Source organism: Paractinoplanes abujensis, from assembly GCF_014204895.1.
Taxonomy (GTDB): Bacteria; Actinomycetota; Actinomycetes; order Mycobacteriales; family Micromonosporaceae; genus Actinoplanes; species Actinoplanes abujensis.
Genome location: NZ_JACHMF010000001.1, coordinates 7,210,498 through 7,229,425, shown reverse-complemented (window position 1 = coordinate 7,229,425; position 18,928 = coordinate 7,210,498). Strand labels below are relative to the sequence as shown.

The following is an 18,928-nucleotide window of genomic DNA, read 5'->3' as shown; positions in this document are numbered from 1 at the left end:
GGTCAGGGACGAGCCCCGATCCGCAGCAGCGGGTTGGGGCGGGTCACATCGGCGAAGAAGTCGTTGCCCTTGTCGTCGACCACGATGAAGGCGGGGAAGTCCTCCACCTCGATCTTCCAGACCGCTTCCATGCCCAGTTCGGGGTATTCGAGCACCTCGACGTGGCGGATGCAGTCCTGCGCGAGCCGGGCCGCCGGGCCGCCGATCGAGCCGAGGTAGAAGCCGCCGTACGCGTTGCAGGCCTGAGTGACCTGGCTCGACCGGTTGCCCTTGGCCAGCATGACCAGCGAGCCCCCGGCGGCCTGGAAGCGTTCGACGTACGAGTCCATCCGGCCCGCCGTCGTGGGGCCGAACGAGCCCGACGCGTAACCCTCGGGGGTCTTGGCCGGGCCGGCGTAGTAGACCGCGTGGTCGCGCAGGTACTGCGGCATCGGCTCGCCCGCGTCCAGCCGCTCCGCGATCTTGGCGTGGGCGATGTCGCGCGCCACGACCAGCGGGCCGGTCAGCGACAGGCGGGTCTTGACCGGGTATTTCGACAGTTCGGCGCGGATCTCGGCCATCGGGCGGTTGAGGTCGACGTTGACGACCGGCTCGCCGCCGAGGTCGACCTCGGGCAGGAAGCGGGCCGGGTCGGTCTCGAGCCGCTCCAGCCACACACCGGACGGGGTGATCTTGGCCAGCGCCTGGCGGTCGGCCGAACACGAGACGGCGATGGCGACCGGGCAGGACGCGCCGTGCCGGGGCAGCCGGACGACCCGGACGTCGTGGCAGAAGTAACGGCCGCCGAACTGGGCGCCGATGCCGAAGTCGCGGGTCAGCTCGAGGACTGCCGCCTCCAGCTCGACGTCGCGGAAGCCGTGGGCCGACATCGTGCCGTGCCGGGGCAGATTGTCGAGGTATTTGGCGCTGGCCAGCTTGGCCGTCTTCAGGGCGTATTCCGCGCTGGTGCCGCCGATGACCACGGCCAGGTGGTAGGGCGGGCAGGCGGACGTGCCGATCAGCCGCAGCTTCTCGTCCAGGAACTCCATCATCCGCGCCGGGTTGAGCAGCGCCTTGGTCTCCTGATAGAGGTACGACTTGTTGGCCGAGCCACCACCCTTGGCCATGAACAGGAACTTGTACGCGTCGGGGGCGCCACCCGGGTCCTCCGCGTAGAGCTCGATCTGGGCCGGCAGGTTGGACCCGGTGTTGCGCTCGTCCCACATCGTCAGCGGCGCGAGCTGCGAGTAGCGCAGGTTGAGCCGGGTGTACGCCTGGTAGACGCCCTGGGCGATGGCTTCTTCGTCGGTGCCGTCGGTGAGCACGTGCCGCCCGCGCTTGCCCATCACGATCGCGGTGCCGGTGTCCTGGCACATCGGCAGCACCCCGCCGGCCGCGATGTTCGCGTTGCGCAGCAGGTCGAGCGCGACGAACCGGTCGTTGGGCGACGCCTTGGGGTCGTCGATGATCGCGCGCAGCTGGGCCAGGTGGGCCGGGCGCAGGTAGTGCGCGATGTCGTGCATCGCCTCGGCGGTGAGCTGGGTCATCACGCTCGGCTCGACGGTGAGGAACCGCCGGCCGCCCGGGCCGTGCACCACGTCCACGCCCTCGTCCGTGACCAGTCGGTACTCGGTCTGGTCGTCGCCCAGCGGCAACAGCGGCGAGTACGAGAATGCGGCGCCTCTGCTCATGAGCGGAAAGCCTAGGACAGCGGTCCGGGCATGTGCGAACCGCCAGGGCCCTCAGCGCATACCAGTTCGGTCAAGCAAACGGGAGATAAGCCATGTCACGGCCGGACACGGCGATCAGGCCACCCGGCCCGACGGCGAAAACCTCGGCGTCCGTGCGCACGTCGGCCAGCACCCGGCCGGTGCTCGGCGCGACGGCCACCACCCGATCGGGCTTGCGGCTGGTGACGACCACCGCGTACGGGGTCAGGGCGGCCCCCGCGTCCTCCCCCGCCGGCCGGGACCAAGCGGTGCGGCCCCGGCTGAGGCTGTAGCCGCGCAGAGTTCGCGAGTCGGCGCTGCGGATCACCCCGAAGCTGTCGTTGACCGAGAGCACCGTCTCGTCGCGCCCACCGTGCCACAACACGCGCCCGTCGTGCCCCGCCAGCAACTCCTCCCGGCCGGTGGGGTCGACGCCGAGCACGACGTCCTCACCGCCGGCCGGATCGCGGTCCTGCTTGCAGTCGGACCCGTTGTCGGCCGTCCGCAGGTTGAGCCCCTCGCGCTGCCACACCGGGGCCGACGACGGCGGGTCGGTCGCGACCACGCCGTAGTAGCAGGTGCCGTCCTTGGCCACGCCGGTGACCGTGAGCACCCGCCCGCCGGCGATCGCGATCCGCTGGTCGGGCGCGGGCTGTGCGACCTGCACCACCCGGCCGGTGGCGGTGTCGACGACCCGCACCTTGCCGTCGTCGGGCAGCCCGATCAGGCTTGGCATCAGCCGCGGGCGGGCCACGTCGTCGTCGACCCGCTGGGCCGTGAGCTGACGGGTGTCCGGCAGGTCGGGGTTGGCCGCGTTGAGCACGAACCCGATGCCGCCCGTGTCGACGGTCCAGAGCGGCTTGGTGCCGCGCGGCGCCCAGGCCGTCAGCCGGCAGTCGCCGCCCTTGGCGCAGTGCAGGTCGAGCAGCCCGTTGCGGTAGGTCCAGACGGCGGTGGCCTCGGTGTCGGCGCGCAGCTGGGCGCCGCTGCGCGGGTCGAGCACCTGGTAGCCCTTGGTCAGCAGGCGGCCGGTGGCGACCACGGCGTCGTTGCCGTCGCCCGAGATCGCAGCCCAGTCGGCGTCGCTGTCCCACAGTTTGATCCCGGCGGTCAGCCCGTACGCCTCGACCGACGTGCGGTATTCGACCACCACGGCGTCCCCGGCGATCGCCACGCTCTGCGGGCTGCCGCCGATGCGCGCCTGCCAGCGGGCCGCGCCGCCGGCGATCGGTTCGCTGGTGTTGACCCAGCCCCAGACCTGTGGCCACGGGTTCCACACGCCGGTGGTGGCCAGCACGATCACGATCACGATCGCGACCAGCGCGTACCCCTTCCAGGGGCTGCCACCCGACGCCATGCGCGACACGCTAACCAGGTCGATCACCCGGACGAAGGATCTTGATTCGCCCGTGTCGACGGCATTTGCCGGAAATATCGGGCGGGGAGCGCGGTCCGTTGTGCAAATTGCACCGGCTGTGGATGCTCCCGTATGCGGGAAGGGGCACCCTGCGCAGGCGCGCAGGTACATGTTGAATCGGCCCGTGAGCTGCGACAACCTCGGTCAATGACGCAGACGATGGAAAACCTGTCCCGGACCGACGACGTCTTTCCCGTCAAGGGCGTCGACCACCTCAAGTTCCTCGTGGGCAACGCGAAGCAAGCGGCCCACTTCTACTCCACGGCCTTCGGCATGACCTGCGTGGCCTACCGCGGGCCCGAGCAGGGCTATCGCGACCACGCCGAATACGTGCTGGTCAGCGGGGGCGCCCGATTCGTGCTGGTCGGGGCGGTGCACGCCGGGGCGCCGGGGGCCGACCATGTCACCAAGCACGGCGACGGCATCCAGGACATCGCGATCGAGGTTCCCGACGTCGACAAGGCGTACGCGCACGCGATCTCGGCCGGCGCCCGCGGCGTGACCGAGCCGCACGACCTCAAGGACGAGCACGGCACCGTCCGCATCGCCACCATCGCGACGTACGGGGACACCTTGCACTCGCTCGTCGACCGCTCCGGCTACGACGGCCCGTTCCTGCCCGGCTTCGTGACCCGCGAGCCGATCGTCGACCGGCAGCCCGCCATCGCCGCCGGCCTGCAGCCCAAGCGTTTCTTCCAGGCCGTCGACCACGTGGTCGGCAACGTCGAGCTGGGCCGCATGGACGAGTGGGTCGAGTTCTACCGCCGCGTCATGGGCTTCACCAACATGGCCGAGTTCATCGGCGACGACATCGCGACCGACTACTCGGCGCTGATGTCCAAGGTCGTCGCGGACGGCACCCGCAAGGTCAAGTTCCCTTTGAACGAGCCGGCCGTCTCGCAGCGCAAGTCGCAGATCGACGAGTACCTCGAGTTCTACGGCGGGCCCGGCGCCCAGCACGTCGCCGTAGCCACCAACGACATCCTGGCCAGCGTCGACGCCATGCGCGCGGCCGGTGTGCAGTTCCTCGACACCCCGGACTCGTACTACTCCGACCCGGAACTGCGGGCCCGGATCGGCAACGTCCGCGTGCCGATCGAGGAGCTGCAGCGCCGCAAGATCCTGGTCGACCGGGACGAGGACGGCTACCTGCTGCAGATCTTCACCGCGCCCGTGCAGGACCGGCCGACCGTGTTCTTCGAGCTGATCGAGCGGCACGGCTCCCTCGGCTTCGGCAAGGGCAACTTCAAGGCCCTGTTCGAGGCGATCGAGCGGGAGCAGGAGCTGCGCGGCAATCTGTGACACTGGTCGCGTGACCGCGCCCTGGCCCCCTTATCCGCCACCCCCGCCGCTGAGCCCGGCGGGGGTGCCGCTCGCCGAGTTCACCCAACGGCTGCTGGCCTACATGATCGACATGGCACTGCTCTCGGCGGTGGGTTTCGTCCTTTTCGCCCCGGCTTTCCTCGTCATGTTCAGCCGGATGCAGTTCCCGGACCCGTACGACTCCCAGCCCGACTTCGACGAGGTGCTCACCGACTGGTTCGTGCCGCTCCTGCTGCTCGAAGTCGGCTTCTTCGCGCTGATGATGGTGCTCTACTTCGTCTACGCGGTCGAATACATGCACCGCTCCGGGCAGACGCTGGGCAAGAAGGCGATGAAGATCCGGATCGTCCCGCTGGATCCCGCGCTGCGCCTGACGCGCGGTATGGCGGCCAAGCGCTACCTGGTCGAATACGTCGGCGGCATGTTCGTGCCCTTCTTCAGCTGGGTCGACGGATTGTGGCAACTCCAGGACAAGCCGTACCAGCAGACCCTGCACGACAAATTCGCCCGCACCGTGGTCGTTAAGGTTTCTCCATGAGCTCGCTGCCTGCCGGTTGGTACAAGGACCCGGCCGACCCCGACACCCAGCGTTACTGGGACGGTGACGGGTGGGTGGGAAAGGCCATCCCGGCCGACGCGGTGCCGCCGGACGGCCCGCCCCCGGTCGAGGAGGAGCCACCTCCGGCCCCCACCCCGCCCGTGTCGGCCCCGCCCACGCCGGTCACGCCCGCACCGCCGACGCAGCCCGCGCAGCCGGGCCCGCCGGCGGGCTGGGGCCCGCAGCCGCCGCCTCCGCCCGGCTGGCAGCCGCCTCCGGGATGGCAGCCCCCGCCGGGCTGGGAGCAGATGCCACCGGGCATGCGCGCCGGGATGTATCCGCCGGTCCAGGCCCGCCCGCACGGCTACGCGCTGGCCGGGCTGGGCCCGCGTCTGGTCGCCCGGCTGCTCGACATCCTGGCCGTGCTGCTGCTCAACGTCGTGGTCAACGGCTACTTCTTCTACCAGTTCATCCAGGAGTTCGTGCCGCTGTATCGGGACAGCCTGGACGAGATGGCCAACGGCGGCAGCGCCTTCGACGTGCAGGGCTCCGGCCGGATGGACGGCCTGCTCTGGGCCATGCTGATCGTGGCCACCCTGCTGTGGCTGGTCTACGAGGCCCCGTCTATCGGCAGCACCGGCCAGACGCTGGGCAAACGCATCATGCGTATCAAGGTCATGGCGGTCGAGAACACCGAGCCGCTGGGCTTCGGCCGCGCCTTCGGTCGCTGGGCCCGCCTCGGCCTGTGGACGCCGGCCTGGGGCTGCGCCGGTATCGGCTTCGTGCTGCAACTCATCGACTGCATCTCGCCGGTCTTCGACCAGCAACTACGCCAGGCTTTCCACGACAAGACGGCCCGTACGGTCGTGATCGCGCTGCCGCCGGACGACCGCCAACCGGTCGACGCCACCACCGGCAGTGGCGGCAACGGCTCCCACACAGAAGGACGCTGACGCTGATGACCCGCCTGACCCGCGCCGACCTCGACAACCTGCCCGCGTACGTGCCCGGTCGCAGCCTGGCCGACCTGACGCGCGAGCTGGGCATCGCCGAGGCGATCAAACTGGCCAGCAACGAGGTCCCGTACGGGCCGCTGCCCGGGGTGGCCGAGGCCGTGGCCGACGCGATGCTCACCTCGCACCGCTACCCCGACATGGGCGCGGTGGCGCTGCGGGACGCGCTGGCCACCAAGCTCGGGGTGGACTCCGAGCGGATCGTCACCGGCTGCGGCTCCGTCGCACTGGCCGAGATCCTGGTCAAGGCGACCTGCCTGCCCGGCGACGAGATCGTCTACTCGTGGCGCTCGTTCGAGGCATACCCGATCATCGCGGCCGGGGCCTCCGCGACCAGCGTGCGCGTGCCCAACACCGGCGACCACGAGCACGACCTGCAGGCGATGGCCGACGCGATCACCGATCGGACCCGGCTCGTGATCGTCTGCAACCCGAACAACCCGACCGGCACCAGCGTGCGCAAGGCCGACCTCGACCGGTTCGTCGCCGCGGTCCCCTCCGACGTGCTGATCGTGCTCGACGAGGCGTACCGGGAACTGGTGACCGACCCCGACGTGCCGGACGGAGTGGCCACCTACGGCGACCGGCCCAACGTGCTCGTGCTGCGCACCATGAGCAAGGCGTGGGGCCTGGCCGGCCTGCGGATGGGCTACCTGGTGGCCCAGCCCGAGGTCGCGACGGCGATCCGCAAGGTGCTGACCCCGTTCTCGACCAGTCTCGTGGCCCAGGCCGCGGCGATCGCTGCGCTGGCCCAGGAGGCCGAGGTCCGCCGCCGGTGCGCGCTGGTGGTGGCCGAGCGCGACCGGGTCACCGAGGCGCTGCGCGGGCTCGGCGTCGCCGTGCCGGGCAGCCAGGCCAACTTCGTCTGGCTGCCGCTGGGCGACGGGTCGGCCGCGTTCGCCCAGGTGTGCGAGTCGCGCGGGGTCATCGTGCGACCGTTCCAGGGCGACGGCGTACGGGTGACGATCGGCACGCCCGACGAGAACGACGCCTTCCTGGCCGCGGCCGAAGTGGCCCTGAAGAGCTAACTCACGAGTTGAGCCTCGGTGCGGTCGTGGTCTTCCTCGCTCAGGCGGGCGGGGAAGACCCGGCGGCCGGCCGTGAGCACCAGCACCACGGCGGTCACGGCCAGCCCGGCGGTCACGAGCGGCAGCACGCCCAAGTGGCCGGCGCGCACCATCCGCTCGCCGAGCAGGGCGCCGCCGCCGATCCCGATCTGGAAGGCCACCACGTAGAGGGCCGAGGCCGCGTCCCGGGCCCGCGGCGCGATCCGCAGCGGACCGGCGGCCAGGATGACCGGGATGGCGGTGAACGCGCCGCCCCACAGCAGCGTGACGATCACGGTGGGCACCAGGCCCAGCACCGGCGCCAGCAGCCCGGCCGCCACCGCCAGCACACTGAGCAGGGCCACCAGCACGGTGCCGGGACGCCGGTCGACGTGCCGCCCCACTGCGAAGTTGGTGACCAGACCGACGGCGCCGTAGCCAAGCAGCAGCAGGCTGAGACCCGCGCCCTCGAGCCCGGCGTCGCGGCGCACCAGCGGGGCGATGTAGGTGTACGCCGCGAAGTGGCCGATCACGAGCACCGCCGTGATCAGGCAGAGCAGCGCCACCTGCGGATTCCGTACGATCGCGACGGCGGCCCGCAGCTGCGCCGCCGGGCGCGTCCCCAGGTCGTGCGGGCGCGGCGGCAACTTGGGCAGCACCCGCAGCAGCAGGAGCACGCAGATCGCCCCGCCCAGGGTCACCGCGCCGATCGCCGCCCGCCAGCCCAGCCACTGACCCAGCGCCGTGCCCAGCGGGACCCCCAGCACGATGGCCAGCGAATTGCCCACGAAGACCAGCGCCGTCGCCCGGCCGGCCTGCCCCGGCGGCGCCAGCCGCGCCGTGACCGGCCCGATCACCGACCAGAAGACGCCGTGGGCCAGCGCGCAGACCAGCCGGGCCCCGGCCAGGATCTCGAAGGTCGGCGCAAAGGTGGCCGCGGCCTGGGACACCACGAAGATCGCCATGGTGATCGCGATCAGCTTGTGCCGGGCCACCCGCATGGTCAGCGCGGTCAGCGGGATCGTGCTGACCCCGGCCACGACGGCATAGCTGGTCAGCAGCAGCCCGACGTCGGACTCGGGCACGTCGAGACCACGGGCGATCTCGGGCAGCAGGCCGACGGGAATAGTCTCCGCGGTCACGTAGAAGAACGCGGAGGCACCGAGGGCGGCCAGGGCCGGGCGGTTCATCTGCACTCCCGCAGAATAAACTCCTAGTCAGAGCAAAAGAAGGGAGGCGACTGTGACGACGCGCTCAACCGAGCTGCTCCGGGTCGCCCACACCCACCCCGGCGTCACCCGGGCCGACGCCGCCCGCCTGCTCGGCATCGGCACCGGCGCCACCACCGAACTCGTCGCCCGCCTGGCCCAGGCCACCCTGCTGGCCGAAGCCCCCGCCGCCCCCAGCGGCACCCGCGGCCGCCCCACCACCGTGCTGATGCCGCACCCCGCAGGCCCGCTGGTGCTGGCCGCCGAAATCACCCACGAGGCCTGGCGCATCGACGTGGTCGAACTGGGCGGGCGCACCCTGGCCTCCCGCACAGCCCCCCACGCAGGCACCACATGGCCCGACGTCACCGCGGCAGTGACGTCCGCGGTCAGCCGGTTCCAGCAGACGTACGGGGGCCGGCTGCGCGCCATGGGCGTCTCGGTCCCCGGCACCGTCGCCCCCGGCCTCCGCCTCGACGCCAGCAACTTGGGCTGGCACGACGTAGACCTGACCACCCTCTGGCCCACCGCCTCGCTCATAGTGGCCGGCAACGACGCCAGCCTGGCCGCCACCGCCGAATCGGCCCGAGGCGCAGCCACCGGCGCCTCGGTAGCCCTCCACGTCCGCATCGAAGGCGGCCTCGGCGGCGCGATCGTCAACCAGGGTCACCTCCTGATCGGCGCCACCGGCGCCGGCGGCGAGTTCGGCCACATGCCCTTCGGCGACCCCGGAGTCATCTGCCCGTGCGGCGCCCGCGGCTGCTGGGGCACAGCCGTCGACGGCACGGCCCTGGCCCGCTTCCTGGGCCAGCCCCCACCGCGCGACCCGGTCACGTACGCCCGCAAAATCATCGCCACCGACGGCCCCGACGAACGCGCCGCCGTCGGGGTGATCGCCGCCGCCCTCGGCCGCGGCCTGGCCGGCCTGGTCAACGGCATGGATGCCGACCTGGTCACCCTGGGCAGCATCGCCGCCGACCTGCTGGCGGCGGCCCCGGCCGAACTCCACTCGGCCTACCAGTCGGGCCTCATGGCCATCCGCCGCAAATCCCCACCCCCACTGGTCGCCGCCGCCCTGGGCGCGGACGGCCCGATCGCCGGCGCCGCCGAAAACGCCTGGTCAGCACTTCTCCCCAAGCTCATCTGACCAAGCGATCCGCTGTGGTCAACAAGCAGCTCACGACGCCTCGGTCCGCCCCCGCACCTAACAGCGCCGACGCCGCTCACCTGGCAGAGCGCATTAGCGTTCACCTATGAGTCGTCGGCGATCATCCGGGACCGGAGAGCGGACGACCGTCGGCATCGTCTTGGTTCTGCTGAGCGCCCTTTTCTGGTTTTCCGGTGAGCGCAGACTGGCGGCCTTTTGTCGTGCTCGGCCTCTTCGTTCCGTACCTCGCGCTGGTTGCTCCGTTCCGGTGCGGCGGCTTCACCCGCGAACGACGAGCGTGTCGCTTCATCGGAAACGGGTGGCTGATCGGCTGTCGTTTCCATCGGTTCGACCGCTCAGGAAGAATCGTTGGTCGGGATCGTGATCGCGCAGCAGGGCGATACCGAGATCCAGACCAACGGGCCCAACCAGCGGCTTCGGCGGGACTGCCGCACAGGCGCGTCGCAGGGGAGCCGACTCGGCCTCGAAGCTTCGACATGTTGTCGCTAGCTGTCAGTCTCAGCAGCATGGTCACAGGTTGGCTGGCTCTGTGGATCGGTCCGTGAGCGCTGGTTCCCGGCCGAGAAACCGCTCCCGGCCGGGATCGACGTCGAGATGGCGGTGCTGTCCGCCTAGCGGTTCCACGTCCAGGCGTACGCGGTGTCCTCCACGGCCAGCGCGGGGTCGCACAGGTCCAGTGGGCGGAACGTGTCGACCATGACTGCCAGTTCGTCGAAGGCCTCCACCCCGAGGGCCCTTTCGACCGCGCCGGGCTGCGGGCCGTGGGTGAAGCCGGACGGGTGCAGCGAGATCGAACCCTGTTCGATGCCTGAGCCGCGGCGGGCCTCGTAGTTGCCGCCGGTGTAGAACATCATCTCGTCGGAGTCGACGTTGTGGTGGTTGTACGGCACCGGGATGGCCAGCGGGTGGTAGTCGACCTTGCGGGGCACGAAGGAGCAGACCACGAAGTTGGGGCCCTCGAACGTCTGATGCACGGGCGGCGGCTGGTGCACGCGACCGGTGATCGGCTCGAAGTCGTGGATGGAGAACGCCCACGGGTAGAGGCAGCCGTCCCAGCCGACCACGTCGAAGGGGTGCCGGGCGTAGACGTGCCGCGTCCACCCGGCCCGGTGTTTGACCAGCACCTCGACGTCGGTCTCGTCGACCAGCAACGGTTCCGAGGGGCCGCGCAGGTCCCGTTCGCAGTAGGGGGCGTGTTCGAGGAACTGGCCGCGCACCGACAGGTAACGCTTGGGCGGTCCGATGTGGCCGTTGGCTTCGATGGTGAGCAGGCGGGCCGGGCCGTCCAGCGGGACGATCCGGTGCACCACGGAGGTCGGGACGATCACGTAGTCGCCCGAGCCGGCTTCGAGCGTGCCGAACGTGGTCTCGACGGCGACCCGGCCGTCCTCGACGTAGAGGAGTTCGTCGCCGACGGCGTCGCGGTAGAGCGGGGAGGGCCGGTCGGCGATCGCGTAGCCGATGCGTACGTCGTCGTTGGCCATCAGCGGCTGGCGGCCGAGCACCGCGTCCGCCGGGCCCGCGTCGAGTTTGTGGGTGCGCAGGTGCCGCGGCTTCAGCGGCAGGTTGGCCGAGCGTTTGACCGCGGGCTTCTCGAAAATCTCGGCTGAGGCGATCGCCGTGGGCGGGTGGCGGTGGTAGAGCAGGGAGGAGTCGGACGAGAAACCTTCCTGTCCCATCAGTTCCTCGGAGTAGAGGCCGCCGTCGGGTCGCCGGAACTGTGTGTGCCGCTTGTGGGGCACCTCGCCGACGCTGCGGTAGTAGGGCATCGTTGCCTCACTTGAAATCAGACATCTTGGACGTGGTTGTCCGCTTCTGGAAGCGTCTATTAGGTTCGGATTCGTGTCAACGCTGGTGCCTCCGCTCTTCGCCGGGCTGGTGGACGACGCGTCCCTGTTGCCGCCGAGCCCCACCGGCGTCGCCGAGGCCGTCGCCAAGCACGACGAGCACCGTGCGGGCTGGTTCGCGGGCCTGCTCGGTCCCTTGCTCGTGCCCGCTTCCCTGATCGGCGCCGACGTGCCCGCCCATGACCTGCCGGTCGCGCTGGTGGGCGACGTCAGCGTGGGCGCCGTGCCCGTCGCGGTGCAGAAGCTGCGGGCCGCCGGCGGCCAGGTGCAGCATTTGGAGGCCGCGGTCGCCCGGCGGGGCGAGGATCCGCAGCCCGGCCTGGCCGGGCTGCGCTCGCTGGCCGAGAGCGACACCGACCTGCGGGTGTACGCGGAGATCCCGCTCAGCTGGGGCCTGCTGGCCGCGCTGGACGCGGTCGCCCGGGCCCGCGCCGACGGCCTGCCCATGGCGCCCAAGTTCCGTGTGGGCGGGCTCGCGGCCGAGCTGTTCCCGACCCCGGTCGAACTGGCCGCCGTGCTGTGTGCCTGTCGCGACCGTGAGCTGCCGTTCCGCCTGGCCGCGGGGCTGCGGCACGCCATCCGGCACACCGATCCGGAGACCGGCTTCACCCATCACGGCTTCCTCAACGTGCTCGCCGCTTCGGCCAGCGCGCAGGACGGGGGTGAGGTGGCCGAGGTGGCCGAGGTGCTGGCCGCGACCCATCCGGTGCCGCTGGTCGAGGCGTGCCGGGCCCGGCGGTCGGAACCGCGCCCGCTGTTCGCAGGGTTCGGGGCAGCCAACGTCGTCGAGCCGCTCACCGAGTTGGTGCGGCTGGGCCTGATCAACGGTGGTTACGAGTGAGCGACGGGTTCGGGCCGGACAATCTGCCGTACGGGGTTTTCACCCTGGCCCGCGGCGAGCGGCGTCTCGGCGTACGGCTGGGAAACGGGGTTGTGGACCTGTCGGGGCTGGGCGGGCTCCTGGCCACGGGGTCGCTCAACCCGCTGATGGCGGCGGGGCGTCAGGAGTGGACGGCCGCGCGCGAGGCGGTGGCGGCGCACGTGGCGTCGGGCCCGCCGGTGATCCCGTTGCGCGACGTGACCCTGCACCTGCCGTTCGAGGTGGCCGATTACACCGATTTCTACTCGTCGGAGCATCACGCGCTCAACGTCTCGGCAATTCTGCGGCCCGATTCGCCCGGTCTGTCGCCGCAGTGGAAGCATCTGCCGATCGGCTATCACGGCCGGTCCGCGACGGTGGTCGTCTCGGGCACCCCGATCGTGCGGCCCACCGGCCAGCTCGGTGCGGGCGAGTTCGGGCCGACCCGGCGGCTCGACATCGAGGCCGAGGTCGGGTTCGTGGTGGGCACCCCGGGCCGGCGGATCAGCACCGGTGAGTTCGCCGAGCACGTCTTCGGGGTCACGCTGGTCAACGACTGGTCGGCGCGGGATTTGCAGGCCTGGGAGTATCGCCCGCTGGGTCCGTTCCTGGCCAAGTCGTTCGCCACGTCGGTGTCACCGTGGGTGGTGCCGCTGGACGCGCTGGCCACCGTCCCGGCCGGCCGGCAAGATCCGGAGCCGCTGGGCTATCTGCGCCCGGCCGGGCCCGCGTACGACCTGCGGCTGACCGTCGAGTGGAACGACACCCTGGTCAGCACGCCGCCGTTCGCCTCCATGTATTGGACCCCGGCCCAGCAGCTGGCCCATCTGACCAGCAACGGCGCTTCCGTACGGACGGGTGACCTGTACGCCTCGGGCACGGTCTCGGGACCCGGACGGGACCAGGTCGGCTCCTTTCTCGAACTCACCCGCAACGGCACGGAACCGGTCAAACTGGCCGACGGTTCCCTGCGCGACTTCCTCGAGAACGGTGACCTGGTGCGCATCGGCGGCACGGCCCGGTCGGCGGCCGGCACGCAGATCTCACTGGGCTCGGTTTCCGGCACGATCGTGGCCTGACAAGTGTCGTAACGTGTACGCGGAGGTGACGCTATGTCGACGGTCGTGGTGACCCGCCTGATCGACGCACCCGTCGCGGCGGTGTGGCAGGTGTTCACCGATCTGCACCGGCGCCGCGAGTGGCTGACCGCCGTGACCCGGGTCGACGTGCGCAGCCACGGGCCGTTCGACGCGGGCACGGTGTGGCGCGAGACCCGCAGCATGGCCGACGGCGGCGAGGTCACCGAGGAGTTCCGCGTACGGGAGTGCGAGGTGCCCGAGCGGTTCGTCGTCACCTCACCCGGCATCGGCGCCGACTACCGCATGACGTATTCGTTCGTTCCGGTCATCTCGGGCCGGCATCGCGGCGGCACCATGGTCACCGTGAAGCAGGAGGGTGCGCCCACCGCGCCCGCGGGCCGGATTCTCGCGCTGATCTTCGGGGGGCTCGCGGCCGAGACCGCCGAAGGGGCGCTGCGTCGCGACCTCGACGATCTGGCCGCGGTCGCCTGACATAGGCTGCCCGGGTGTCCCGGGTGCTGCTGCGATCTCTGGCGGCACTCGTCCTGACCGCCGCGGCCGGTCTGATCGGCTGGCGGGTGCTGGCCCCGGCCGAGGTCATGTCGGCGGCGGCCGTGCCCTTTCCGGCGCCCTCGGTCTCGGCCGCCCAGGTCACCGGCCGTACGAACATGGCCCCGCTCATCGTCGACGAGAGCATCCGCGTCTACGCGGGCAAGCGGCAGGTGCGCGCGGACGGCCCGGTCGACGCGAAGAGCGTGAACACGGCGCGGTGGTCGCTGCGCCGCTGGCCCGCCCAGGTGTCCGGGGTCGTGGCGGCGGGGCCGACGGTGATCAGCCGGTGGTCCGACGGGGAGCTGATCGCGGTCGACGGGCGTACGGGGAAGGAAGTTTGGCGCGTCGCCACGGGTCTGCCCACGCCCGGGTACGAGGGGCACCGGACGGGCGCGTCGACCGTGTGGGCGCCGGTCGGGCTGCGGGTCACCGGCACGGCCGTGGTGGTCGACGGGGGCGTCGCGTACGACGTGGGCACCGGCAGCCGGCGTCCGGTGCCGGTGGCCTCCCCGCCCGCCGCCGCGCCCGAGCCGGTCGACGGGACGCTGCTGGGCGTGTCGCGTGGCCGTCCGGTCGTGCTGACCGAAGGACGGCACCTGCGCGTTCTCAGTCCGGACGGCGCAGTGGTGTCGGATTTCCCGCTGGCCGTCGGAACCGAGAAACTGACCTGGAAGCCGGGGCTGTGGCAGGTCACCGACGACTGGGTGGCGATCGAGCGCCTGACCGGGGACGGACCGGCCGACCCGGAGGCGCCCGAACACTACTTCACCCTCGACACCGTCATCATCGCCTCGCTCAGCTGAACCGGGGCGCCACGTCGCCGATGGCCCGGTCGAGGATCTCCAGGCCCAGGTCCAGCTCCTCGGTCGTCGACGTCAGCGCGGGCGCGATCCGGAAGACGCCGCCCATGCCGGGCAGCTGGACCACGTTCATGTGCAGGCCCAGTTCGAGGCAGCGCTGAGTGACGGCCGCGCCCAGCTCGTCGGCGGGCCGCTTGGTCGCACGGTCCAGCACCAGTTCGAGGCCGACAAGCAGACCCCTTCCCCGTACGTCGCCGACGACCGCGTGCCGGTTCGCCAGGTCCCGCAGGCCGCCGGCCAGGTGGGTGCCGAGTTCACGGGCCCGGTGGTCGAGTTTGTCGGCCTCGAGCACGTCGAGCACCGTGTTGCCGACCGCGGCGACCAGCGGATCCGACACGTGCGTGGTGAAGAACAGGAAACCCCGCTCGTGTGCCGTCTGCTCGATCTCCGGGCTGGTCACCACCGCGGCCAGGGGCAGACCGGCGCCCAGGGTCTTGCTCAGTGTCAGGATGTCGGGGGTGACGCCGTCACGCTGGAAGGCGTACCAGTCGCCCGTCCTGCACAGACCGGTCTGTGCCTCGTCGAGGATGAGCAGCCCGCCGCGCTCGTGAACCTTGTCGCGCAGCGCGGCCAGGTAACCCGGCGGCAGGTCGAGCACGCCGCCCGAGCTGAGGATCGGCTCCACTATGCAGGCGGCCAGGCTGCCCACCGACTGCGCGTCGAACAGCTCGAACGAGAAGTCCAGCTGCCGCCGCCAGTCCAGCTCGCCGCGCTCGTCGGTGAAATCGGGACGGTACGCGTTAGGGGTGGGGATCGCGAAGTTGCCGGGCGACGCCGGCCCGTACCCCTTGCGGCCCGAACTGTAGGTGGCGTTCGCGGCGGCCTGGGTCATGCCGTGCCACGAGCGGGCGAACGAGATGACCTCGTGCCGGCCGGTGACCAGCTTGGCCATTCGGATCGCGGCCTCGTTGGACTCGGCCCCCGTCGTCAGCAGCAGCACCTTGCTCAGCGGCTCAGGCAGCGACTCGGCGAGGCGCCGGGCCAGCTCCACCACCGGGCGGCTCAGCATGCCGCTGAACAAGTGATCGAGGGTGGCGGCCTGACGCTGCACGGTGGCCACCACGGCCGGGTGCGAATGACCGAGGATCGCGCTCATCTGCCCCGACGTGAAGTCGAGCAGGCGGCGACCGTCGGCCGTGAAGACGAAACTGCCCTCGGCGCGCTCGATGATCTCGGGGACGAAGCGTCCCGCGCCGGAGTAGCGGACCAGGTGACGTTCGGCGTCGGACCAGAAGGAATCAGCAGCCATGCCCCGACGCTAAGCGGGCTCCGCTGTGCCGGTCCATCCCACATTTCCGCCGCTGCTGTTAAGTAGAGTCGCACAATGACGCTCAATCCGTGGCGCCTGCGACTGCTGGCCGACCTGGCCACATACGGCACCGTGCGCGCGGTCGCCCAGCGCGGCAACCACAGCCCGTCCGCGGTGTCGCAACAGCTGGCCACCCTCGAGCGAGAGACCCGTACGGCCCTGCTGGAACGCACCGGCCGCCGCGTGCGGCTGACCGCGGCCGGGGTGCTGCTGGCTGGCCGGGCCCGCGAGATCCTGGCCGCCATGGACGCGGCCGAAATGGCACTGCGCGGCCTGGCCCTGGAACCGGCCGGCACCGTACGGCTGGGCGCCTTCCAGAGCGCGCTGCCCGGGCTGGCCGCCCGGGCGGTGTCGGCGCTGGCGGCCCGCCACCCCGACGTGACGGTGGTGCTGCTGGAGATGGAGCCGCACGTGAGCATGCCGGCCCTGCGCCGCGGCGAGGTCGACGTCATCATCACCACCACCGACTTCGCCGGGGCCGAACTCGACCCGTCCATCGACCTGGTGCCGCTGGCCGAGGACGAAGTGGTGCTCGTGCTGCCGGCCGGGCACCCGCTGGCCGCGCTGGAAGCGGTCGGCCTGGAGGCCTGCGCCGACCAGCGGTGGACGTTCGACGTGGCCGGCTCGTACATGTCGGAACTGGCCACCCGCCTGTGCCGCGAAGCCGGTTTCGAGCCTTCGGTGATCTGCCGCTTCAACAACTACATGCTCGCCTTGCAGCACGTGGAACGCGGCCAGTCGATCACGATGCTGCCGTCGCTGGCCGTGGACTCGCGCTATGACGTCGTCACCCGCCCACTGACGCCTCCGGTGCGGCGCCGCATCACGGCGGCGGCCCGGCGGCCCCCCACCCCGCGTCCGGAGATCACGGCCGTGTTGACGGCATTACGTTCCTAGCTGTTCAGCACCGCCATCTCCACGTCGATCCCGTTCGGCAGCGGCTTCTCGGCCGGGAACGACGGGATCCGCAGCGCGACCGTGCCGGCCGCCTTGTGCAGGCAGTAGGCCTTGCCCGCGGCCAGTTCGAGATAGCCGTCCTGATATTTCACGCCGTTGCCCTCGTCGCACGCCCCCGGGTCGGTGAACGGGTCACCGACCGCCGGCCCGATCGTGGCCCGCTGTTCGAGCGGTTCCGCGCTCCACACCCGCTGATCGCCGCCGGTGCAGTTCTGCACTTTCTCGTCCTTGCCCGGCGTCGCGCACAACAGGGAAAGATCTCCCGTGTACGGGTCCGTCCCCGCCCGCGGCGGCTGCAACCACAAAGCCGTCTGCGGATACTTCGACTCCGTACTCATCGGCAGCTCAATCTTCAGAACCGCCGTACCGAACCCCTGCTCGGCCGGCACCGACGACCCGATGATTTTCGGCAGCACGACCGGCTGCCCCGCGTCGTCGCCGCCGGTCTGGCTGCGATAGAGCGTCACCGCGAAAGTGCCCGCCGCCACCACGGCCACGGCCAGCGCCGCCCCGATCGCACCCCGCCCGAGCCGATCACGCCGCACCAGCACCATCGCCACGCCCACCAGCACAACCACCGCCAGGACGGCGATCACGAGATCCACCATGCCCGATAAGGTACTCACCGCCCTGCGGCTGCCGGCGGGGTGAGGCCGGGACCGTGGAATGATCCCGGCCTCGAGTCTCAGCCGATGCGGAAGTTCTCGCCGTAGACGGCGAAGTCCAGCGGCGTGTTCAGGTCGAAGTTGCCGTTGTTGAGGAAGCGCCGCTGGGCGGTGTCCACCCTGGACGTGTCGGAGTGGGCCTCCTCCTTCTTCATCTCGATCACGCGCTCGTCCAGGAACGCGTTCAGCCAGGCCCGCTCGTCGCCGCCCTGGGCCGGCGGCTTGGCCCGCTTGAGCGCCTGGCTGCGGATGGCCCGCATGCCTTCGTAGCCGTGCATCACGGCCGCGTCGTAGTAGGCGAACTGTCCGAGGGCCCGTACGCCGTCGTTCTTGCCGTCACGCACCGACGGGTTGAAGTAGACGCGGTCGCGTTCGGCCTCCTGCGCGGCCTGGAAGCGCGTGTCGGCGGCGGCTGTGCGCCAGTCCGCCGGGAAGTTCGGGTCGAGCCCGGCGTGCGAGTCCGTCCCGTTCACGTTGCGCAGCGCCGGCAGGTATTTGGCCAGCACGTTTCCGGGGACGGCGTTCGTGTACGCCTGGACGAGTTCCAGCATGTCGCCCGTGCCCGAGCAGAAGCCGATGATGCCGGCCGTGTAGCCGCGGCCGTCCCGGATGTCTTCGATGTAGCGGAACTGGGCCCGCCAGTCGAGCGACGAGTTCTCGGCCGCCGACACGAGCTGCATCGCGACGTCCTTCTTGGCCGCGTTGTCCAGCCCGACGCCGGACGGAGCGGTCGGGGGCGTGGTCGGAGTGGAGGTGCCGCCCGGCAGCGTCCAGCGCTGGTTCGTCGAGTTCGAGCAGGTCCAGATCTGCAGCCGGGTCGCGTTGGCGGTGTTGCCGCCGGTGACGTCCAGGCACTTGCCGCTGCCCGAATTGACCAGAGTTCCGTTGACAGCGGACCACTTCTGGGCGCCGGTGTTGTTGCAGTCGTACAGCTGGATCTTGGCGCCGTCGGCGGTCGACGCCGCGGTCACGTCGAGGCACTTGCCGAGGGCGCGGATGCTGCCGTCGGTGTTGCCCACCGTCCACTGCTGGGCCGACGAGCTGTTGCAGTCGTAGAGCTGGATTGCCGTGCCGTTGGCCGAGTTGGCCGCCGCCACGTCGACACATTTGCCGCCCAGCCCTTTGATCGGGCCGGCGGTGGCGGCGGTGGCCGGGAGCAGCCCGTAGACCAGGGCGGCGCCGGGGACGACCAGGACGAGGGCAGCGTAAATTGCGCGTTTCATGGCGCTCCTCGAAGAGGGGGGTTCGTGGGGGATGGCGCGCGCGACGAGGAGAGACGCTACAACTGTTAAATAGGTTTATCAATAGTCTTCGATAGCCTGCTCTAGGCTGGCTCCCGGACCCTTGACACCCGCTGACGGTCGGCCTACCGTCCGGGCTAACTGTTAGTCAGTTTGCC

At 70.8% G+C, this 18,928-nt stretch carries 17 protein-coding genes; 10 read left to right on the top strand and 7 right to left on the bottom strand.

Annotation, left to right across the window (positions count from 1 at the left end; translation table 11 throughout):
• Nucleotides 1–2: 2 nt before the first annotated feature.
• Both BKA14_RS33120 and BKA14_RS33115 read right to left on the bottom strand, forming a co-directional pair.
• The gene (locus BKA14_RS33120) at nucleotides 3–1,670 is read right to left on the bottom strand and encodes a fumarate hydratase (protein ID WP_184954700.1); all 1,668 of its coding nucleotides are present in this window, start codon (nucleotides 1,668–1,670) and stop codon (nucleotides 3–5) included.
• Between the two features lie 70 nt (nucleotides 1,671–1,740).
• Nucleotides 1,741–3,072 (bottom strand): PQQ-binding-like beta-propeller repeat protein, encoded by a 1,332-nt coding sequence (locus BKA14_RS33115; RefSeq protein WP_239093226.1) that lies wholly within the window; start codon nucleotides 3,070–3,072, stop codon nucleotides 1,741–1,743.
• Nucleotides 3,073–3,252: 180 nt separating this feature from the next.
• Here BKA14_RS33115 and hppD point away from each other — a divergent pair, with 180 nt between their 5' ends.
• Genes hppD through hisC form a run of 4 tightly spaced genes read left to right on the top strand, consistent with a single transcriptional unit; the run spans nucleotide 3,253 to nucleotide 7,007 of the window.
• Complete coding sequence (gene hppD, locus BKA14_RS33110) at nucleotides 3,253–4,407, top strand: 4-hydroxyphenylpyruvate dioxygenase (protein ID WP_184954699.1); 1,155 nt, start codon at nucleotides 3,253–3,255, stop codon at nucleotides 4,405–4,407.
• Nucleotides 4,408–4,417: 10 nt separating this feature from the next.
• The gene (locus BKA14_RS33105) at nucleotides 4,418–4,966 is read left to right on the top strand and encodes an RDD family protein (protein ID WP_239093224.1); all 549 of its coding nucleotides are present in this window, start codon (nucleotides 4,418–4,420) and stop codon (nucleotides 4,964–4,966) included.
• Nucleotides 4,963–5,919, top strand: a complete 957-nt coding sequence (locus BKA14_RS33100; RefSeq protein WP_184954698.1) for an RDD family protein — start codon at nucleotides 4,963–4,965, stop codon at nucleotides 5,917–5,919. The genes BKA14_RS33105 and BKA14_RS33100 overlap by 4 nt, the downstream gene beginning before the upstream one ends.
• Nucleotides 5,920–5,924: 5 nt before the next feature.
• The gene (hisC, locus tag BKA14_RS33095; RefSeq protein WP_184954697.1) at nucleotides 5,925–7,007 is read left to right on the top strand and encodes a histidinol-phosphate transaminase; all 1,083 of its coding nucleotides are present in this window, start codon (nucleotides 5,925–5,927) and stop codon (nucleotides 7,005–7,007) included.
• Here hisC and BKA14_RS33090 read toward each other — a convergent pair.
• Nucleotides 7,004–8,215: an MFS transporter gene (locus BKA14_RS33090; protein ID WP_184957114.1), complete on the bottom strand. Its 1,212-nt coding sequence runs from the start codon at nucleotides 8,213–8,215 to the stop codon at nucleotides 7,004–7,006. The two genes, hisC and BKA14_RS33090, sit on opposite strands and share 4 nt — an antisense overlap.
• Nucleotides 8,216–8,267: 52 nt before the next feature.
• Here BKA14_RS33090 and BKA14_RS33085 point away from each other — a divergent pair, with 52 nt between their 5' ends.
• Nucleotides 8,268–9,380: an ROK family protein gene (locus BKA14_RS33085; RefSeq protein WP_184954696.1), complete on the top strand. Its 1,113-nt coding sequence runs from the start codon at nucleotides 8,268–8,270 to the stop codon at nucleotides 9,378–9,380.
• A gap of 632 nt (nucleotides 9,381–10,012) precedes the next feature.
• Here BKA14_RS33085 and BKA14_RS33080 read toward each other — a convergent pair.
• Complete coding sequence (locus BKA14_RS33080; protein ID WP_184954695.1) at nucleotides 10,013–11,170, bottom strand: homogentisate 1,2-dioxygenase; 1,158 nt, start codon at nucleotides 11,168–11,170, stop codon at nucleotides 10,013–10,015.
• 73 nt (nucleotides 11,171–11,243) lie between these two features.
• On the opposite strand from BKA14_RS33080, the gene BKA14_RS33075 reads away from it, so the two are divergent.
• From BKA14_RS33075 to BKA14_RS45280, 4 genes are read left to right on the top strand one after another with little or no spacing between them, the layout of a single operon-like run.
• Complete coding sequence (locus BKA14_RS33075) at nucleotides 11,244–12,089, top strand: hypothetical protein (RefSeq protein WP_184954694.1); 846 nt, start codon at nucleotides 11,244–11,246, stop codon at nucleotides 12,087–12,089.
• Complete coding sequence (locus tag BKA14_RS33070; protein WP_184954693.1) at nucleotides 12,086–13,186, top strand: fumarylacetoacetate hydrolase family protein; 1,101 nt, start codon at nucleotides 12,086–12,088, stop codon at nucleotides 13,184–13,186. The genes BKA14_RS33075 and BKA14_RS33070 overlap by 4 nt, the downstream gene beginning before the upstream one ends.
• A gap of 33 nt (nucleotides 13,187–13,219) precedes the next feature.
• Nucleotides 13,220–13,678, top strand: a complete 459-nt coding sequence (locus tag BKA14_RS33065; protein ID WP_184954692.1) for an SRPBCC family protein — start codon at nucleotides 13,220–13,222, stop codon at nucleotides 13,676–13,678.
• A gap of 14 nt (nucleotides 13,679–13,692) precedes the next feature.
• A complete protein-coding gene (locus BKA14_RS45280; RefSeq protein ID WP_184954691.1) occupies nucleotides 13,693–14,541 on the top strand; it encodes a PQQ-binding-like beta-propeller repeat protein in 849 nt (282 codons plus the stop codon).
• Here BKA14_RS45280 and BKA14_RS33055 read toward each other — a convergent pair.
• Nucleotides 14,534–15,847, bottom strand: a complete 1,314-nt coding sequence (locus BKA14_RS33055) for an aspartate aminotransferase family protein (RefSeq protein ID WP_184954690.1) — start codon at nucleotides 15,845–15,847, stop codon at nucleotides 14,534–14,536. The genes BKA14_RS45280 and BKA14_RS33055 overlap by 8 nt on opposite strands.
• A gap of 75 nt (nucleotides 15,848–15,922) precedes the next feature.
• Between BKA14_RS33055 and BKA14_RS33050 the strand changes: the two genes are divergently transcribed.
• Complete coding sequence (locus BKA14_RS33050) at nucleotides 15,923–16,804, top strand: LysR family transcriptional regulator (protein WP_184954689.1); 882 nt, start codon at nucleotides 15,923–15,925, stop codon at nucleotides 16,802–16,804.
• On the opposite strand, the gene BKA14_RS33045 is transcribed toward BKA14_RS33050, so the two are convergent.
• Both BKA14_RS33045 and BKA14_RS45275 read right to left on the bottom strand, forming a co-directional pair.
• Nucleotides 16,801–17,472, bottom strand: coding sequence for a hypothetical protein (locus BKA14_RS33045; RefSeq protein ID WP_184954688.1), 672 nt, complete (start codon nucleotides 17,470–17,472; stop codon nucleotides 16,801–16,803). The two genes, BKA14_RS33050 and BKA14_RS33045, sit on opposite strands and share 4 nt — an antisense overlap.
• A gap of 77 nt (nucleotides 17,473–17,549) precedes the next feature.
• Nucleotides 17,550–18,752 (bottom strand): chitosanase, encoded by a 1,203-nt coding sequence (locus BKA14_RS45275; protein WP_184954687.1) that lies wholly within the window; start codon nucleotides 18,750–18,752, stop codon nucleotides 17,550–17,552.
• Nucleotides 18,753–18,928: the final 176 nt, after the last annotated feature.

Excerpts from the sequence above, each read along its gene's own strand:
- BKA14_RS33120 (WP_184954700.1), bottom strand. The coding sequence starts at position 1,670 with ATGAGCAGAGGCGCCGCATTCTCGTACTCGCCGCTGTTGCCGCTGGGC.
- hppD (WP_184954699.1), top strand. The coding sequence starts at position 3,253 with ATGACGCAGACGATGGAAAACCTGTCCCGGACCGACGACGTCTTTCCC.
- BKA14_RS33100 (WP_184954698.1), top strand. The coding sequence starts at position 4,963 with ATGAGCTCGCTGCCTGCCGGTTGGTACAAGGACCCGGCCGACCCCGAC.
- hisC (WP_184954697.1), top strand. The coding sequence starts at position 5,925 with ATGACCCGCCTGACCCGCGCCGACCTCGACAACCTGCCCGCGTACGTG.
- BKA14_RS33090 (WP_184957114.1), bottom strand. The coding sequence starts at position 8,215 with ATGAACCGCCCGGCCCTGGCCGCCCTCGGTGCCTCCGCGTTCTTCTAC.
- BKA14_RS33080 (WP_184954695.1), bottom strand. The coding sequence starts at position 11,170 with ATGCCCTACTACCGCAGCGTCGGCGAGGTGCCCCACAAGCGGCACACA.
- BKA14_RS33065 (WP_184954692.1), top strand. The coding sequence starts at position 13,220 with ATGTCGACGGTCGTGGTGACCCGCCTGATCGACGCACCCGTCGCGGCG.
- BKA14_RS33055 (WP_184954690.1), bottom strand. The coding sequence starts at position 15,847 with ATGGCTGCTGATTCCTTCTGGTCCGACGCCGAACGTCACCTGGTCCGC.
- BKA14_RS33050 (WP_184954689.1), top strand. The coding sequence starts at position 15,923 with ATGACGCTCAATCCGTGGCGCCTGCGACTGCTGGCCGACCTGGCCACA.
- BKA14_RS33045 (WP_184954688.1), bottom strand. The coding sequence starts at position 17,472 with ATGGTGGATCTCGTGATCGCCGTCCTGGCGGTGGTTGTGCTGGTGGGC.
- BKA14_RS45275 (WP_184954687.1), bottom strand. The coding sequence starts at position 18,752 with ATGAAACGCGCAATTTACGCTGCCCTCGTCCTGGTCGTCCCCGGCGCC.